At 58.3% G+C, this 3,753-nt stretch carries 5 protein-coding genes; all 5 read left to right on the top strand.

Annotated features, from left to right (window positions below):
* On the top strand, window positions 1-873 hold an 873-nt coding region (locus tag K0778_RS25130; protein ID WP_153449159.1), incomplete at its 5' end, for a phage portal protein.
* Window positions 854-2,173, top strand: coding sequence for a S49 family peptidase (locus tag K0778_RS25125; RefSeq protein ID WP_130090515.1), 1,320 nt, complete (start codon window positions 854-856; stop codon window positions 2,171-2,173). The genes K0778_RS25130 and K0778_RS25125, both read left to right, overlap by 20 nt.
* A gap of 9 nt (window positions 2,174-2,182) precedes the next feature.
* The gene (locus K0778_RS25120) at window positions 2,183-2,515 is read left to right on the top strand and encodes a head decoration protein (RefSeq protein WP_130090514.1); all 333 of its coding nucleotides are present in this window, start codon (window positions 2,183-2,185) and stop codon (window positions 2,513-2,515) included.
* Window positions 2,516-2,570: 55 nt separating this feature from the next.
* Window positions 2,571-3,596: a major capsid protein gene (locus K0778_RS25115; protein ID WP_000063260.1), complete on the top strand. Its 1,026-nt coding sequence runs from the start codon at window positions 2,571-2,573 to the stop codon at window positions 3,594-3,596.
* A 41-nt stretch (window positions 3,597-3,637) separates the two neighbouring features.
* Window positions 3,638-3,753 (top strand): DNA-packaging protein FI (gpFI, locus tag K0778_RS25110; protein WP_001444318.1); only part of this gene is annotated, 116 nt, incomplete at its 3' end.

Genomic DNA, 3,753 nt, shown 5'->3' with positions numbered 1-3,753 from the left:
CAGACCCGCGGTGCAAATGTGTTTTACAGCGTGATGGAGCAGATGAAGATGCTCGACACGCTGCAGAACACGCAGCTGCAGAGCGCCATTGTGAAGGCGATGTATGCCGCCACCATTGAAAGTGAGCTGGATACGCAGTCAGCGATGGATTTTATTCTGGGCGCGAACAGTCAGGAGCAGCGGGAAAGGCTGACCGGCTGGATTGGTGAAATTGCCGCGTATTACGCCGCAGCACCGGTCCGGCTGGGAGGTGCAAAAGTGCCGCACCTGATGCCGGGTGACTCACTGAACCTGCAGACGGCTCAGGACACGGATAACGGCTACTCCGTGTTTGAGCAGTCACTGCTGCGGTATATCGCTGCCGGGCTGGGTGTCTCGTATGAGCAGCTTTCCCGGAATTACGCCCAGATGAGCTACTCCACGGCACGGGCCAGCGCGAACGAGTCGTGGGCGCACTTTATGGGGCGGCGAAAATTCGTCGCATCCCGTCAGGCGAGCCAGATGTTTCTGTGCTGGCTGGAAGAGGCCATCGTTCGCCGCGTGGTGACGTTACCTTCAAAAGCGCGCTTCAGTTTTCAGGAAGCCCGCAGTGCCTGGGGGAACTGCGACTGGATAGGCTCCGGTCGTATGGCCATCGATGGTCTGAAAGAAGTACAGGAAGCGGTGATGCTGATAGAAGCCGGACTGAGCACCTACGAGAAAGAGTGCGCAAAACGCGGCGACGACTATCAGGAAATTTTTGCCCAGCAGGTCCGTGAAACGATGGAGCGCCGCGCAGCCGGTCTTAAACCGCCCGCCTGGGCGGCTGCGGCATTTGAATCCGGGCTGCGACAATCAACAGAGGAGGAGAAGAGTGACAGCAGAGCTGCGTAATCTCCCGCATATTGCCAGCATGGCCTTTAATGAGCCGCTGATGCTTGAACCCGCCTATGCGCGGGTTTTCTTTTGTGCGCTTGCAGGCCAGCTTGGGATCAGCCGCCTGACGGATGCGGTGTCCGGTGACAGCCTGGCTGCCGGAGAGGCACCCGCGACGCTGGTGTTATCCGGTGATGATGACGGACCACGACAGGCCCGCAGTTATCAGATCATGAACGGCATCGCCGTGCTGCCGGTGTCCGGCACGCTGGTCAGCCGGACGCGGGCGCTGCAGCCGTATTCGGGGATGACCGGTTACAACGGCATTATCGCCCGTCTGCAACAGGCTGCCAGCGACCCGATGGTGGACGGCATTCTGCTCGATATGGACACGCCCGGCGGGATGGTGGCGGGGGCATTTGACTGCGCTGACATCATCGCCCGTGTGCGTGACATAAAACCGGTATGGGCGTTGGCCAACGACATGAACTGCAGTGCAGGTCAGCTGCTTGCCAGCGCCGCCTCCCGGCGTCTGGTCACGCAGACCGCCCGGACAGGCTCCATCGGCGTCATGATGGCTCACAGTAATTACGGTGCTGCGCTGGAGAAACAGGGCGTGGAAATCACGCTGATTTACAGCGGCAGCCATAAGGTGGATGGCAACCCCTACAGCCATCTTCCGGATGACGTCCGGGAGACACTGCAGTCCCGGATGGACGCAACCCGCCGGATGTTTGCACAGAAGGTGTCGGCATATACCGGCCTGTCCGTGCAGGCTGTGCTGGATACCGAGGCTGCAGTGTACAGCGGTCAGGAGGCCATTGATGCCGGACTGGCTGATGAACTTGTTAACAGCACCGATGCGATCACCGTCATGCGTGATGCACTGGATGCACGTAAATCCCGTCTCTCAGGAGGGCGAATGACCAAAGAGACTCAATCAACAACTGTTTCAGCCACTGCTTCGCAGGCTGACGTTACTGACGTGGTGCCAGCGACGGAGGGCGAAAACGCCAGCGCGGCGCAGCCGGACGTGAACGCGCAGATCACCGCTGCGGTTGCGGCAGAAAACAGCCGCATTATGGGGATCCTCAACTGTGAGGAGGCTCACGGACGCGAAGAACAGGCACGTGTGCTGGCCGAAACCCCCGGTATGACCGTGGAAACGGCCCGCCGCATTCTGGCAGCTGCACCACAGAGTGCACAGGCGCGCAGTGACACTGCGCTGGATCGTCTGATGCAGGGGGCACCGGCACCACTGGCTGCAGGTAACCCGGCATCTGATGCCGTTAACGATTTGCTGAACACACCAGTGTAAGGGATGTTTATGACGAGCAAAGAAACCTTTACCCATTACCAGCCGCTGGGCAACAGTGACCCGGCACATACGGCAACCGCGCCCGGCGGATTGAGTAAGAAAACGCCAGCAATGACCCCGTTGATGCCGGATACCTCCACCCGTAAGCTGGTTGCGTGGGATGGCACCACCGACGGTGCTGCCGTTGGCATTCTGGCGGTTGATGCTGACCAGACCAGCACCACGCTGACGTTCTACAAGTCCGGCACGTTCCGTTATGAGGATGTGCTCTGGCCGGAGGCTGCCAGCGACGAGGCGAAAAAACGGACCGCGTTTGCCGGAACGGCAATCAGCATCGTTTAACCTGACCCTTCATCACTAAAGGCCGCCTGTGCGGCTTTTTTTACGGGATTTTTTTATGTCGATGTACACAACCGCCCAGCTGCTGGCGGCAAATGAGCAGAAATTTAAGTTTGATCCGCTGTTTCTGCGTCTCTTTTTCCGTGAGAGCTATCCCTTCACCACGGAGAAAGTCTATCTCTCACAAATTCCGGGACTGGTAAACATGGCGCTGTACGTTTCGCCGATTGTTTCCGGTGAGGTTATCCGCTCCCGTGGCGGCTCCACCTCTGAATTTACACCGGGATATGTCAAGCCGAAGCATGAGGTGAATCCGCAGATGACCCTGCGTCGCCTGCCGGATGAAGATCCGCAGAATCTGGCGGACCCGGCTTACCGCCGCCGTCGCATCATCATGCAGAACATGCGTGACGAAGAGCTGGCCATTGCTCAGGTCGAAGAGATGCAGGCAGTTTCTGCCGTGCTCAAGGGCAAATACACCATGACCGGTGAAGCCTTCGATCCGGTTGAGGTGGATATGGGCCGCAGTGCGGCGAACAACATCACACAGTCCGGCGGCACGGAGTGGAGCAAGCGTGACAAGTCCACGTATGACCCGACCGACGATATCGAAGCCTACGCGCTGAACGCCAGCGGTGTGGTGAATATCATCGTGTTTGACCCGAAAGGCTGGGCGCTGTTCCGTTCCTTCAAGGCCGTCAGGGAGAAGCTGGATACCCGTCGCGGCTCTCATTCCGAGCTGGAGACAGCGGTAAAAGACCTGGGCAAAGCGGTTTCCTATAAGGGAATGTATGGCGATGTAGCCATCGTCGTGTATTCCGGACAGTACGTGGAAAACGGCGTCAAAAAGAACTTCCTGCCGGACAACACGATGGTGCTGGGTAACACTCATGCACGCGGTCTGCGCACCTATGGCTGTATTCAGGATGCAGATGCATTGAGTGAGGGTATTAATGCGTCTCCCCGTTATCCGAAAAACTGGAAGACATCCGGCGATCCGGCGCGAGAGTTCACCATGATTCAGTCAGCACCGCTGATGCTGCTGGCTGATCCTGATGAGTTCGTGTCCGTTCAACTGGCGTAATCATGGCCCTTCGGGGCCATTGTCTCTCTGAGGAGGAGTCCATGACGAAAGATGAACTGATTGCCCGTCTCCGGTCGCTGGGTGAGCAACTGAACCGTGATGTCAGCCTGACGGGGACGAAAGAAGAACTGGCGCTCCGTGTGGCAGAGCTGGAAGA

It is taken from the genome of Escherichia sp. XD33 (assembly GCF_019375075.1).
Classification (GTDB): domain Bacteria; phylum Pseudomonadota; class Gammaproteobacteria; order Enterobacterales; family Enterobacteriaceae; genus Enterobacter; species Enterobacter flexneri_A.
This window is presented reverse-complemented; position numbering and strand designations above follow the sequence as displayed.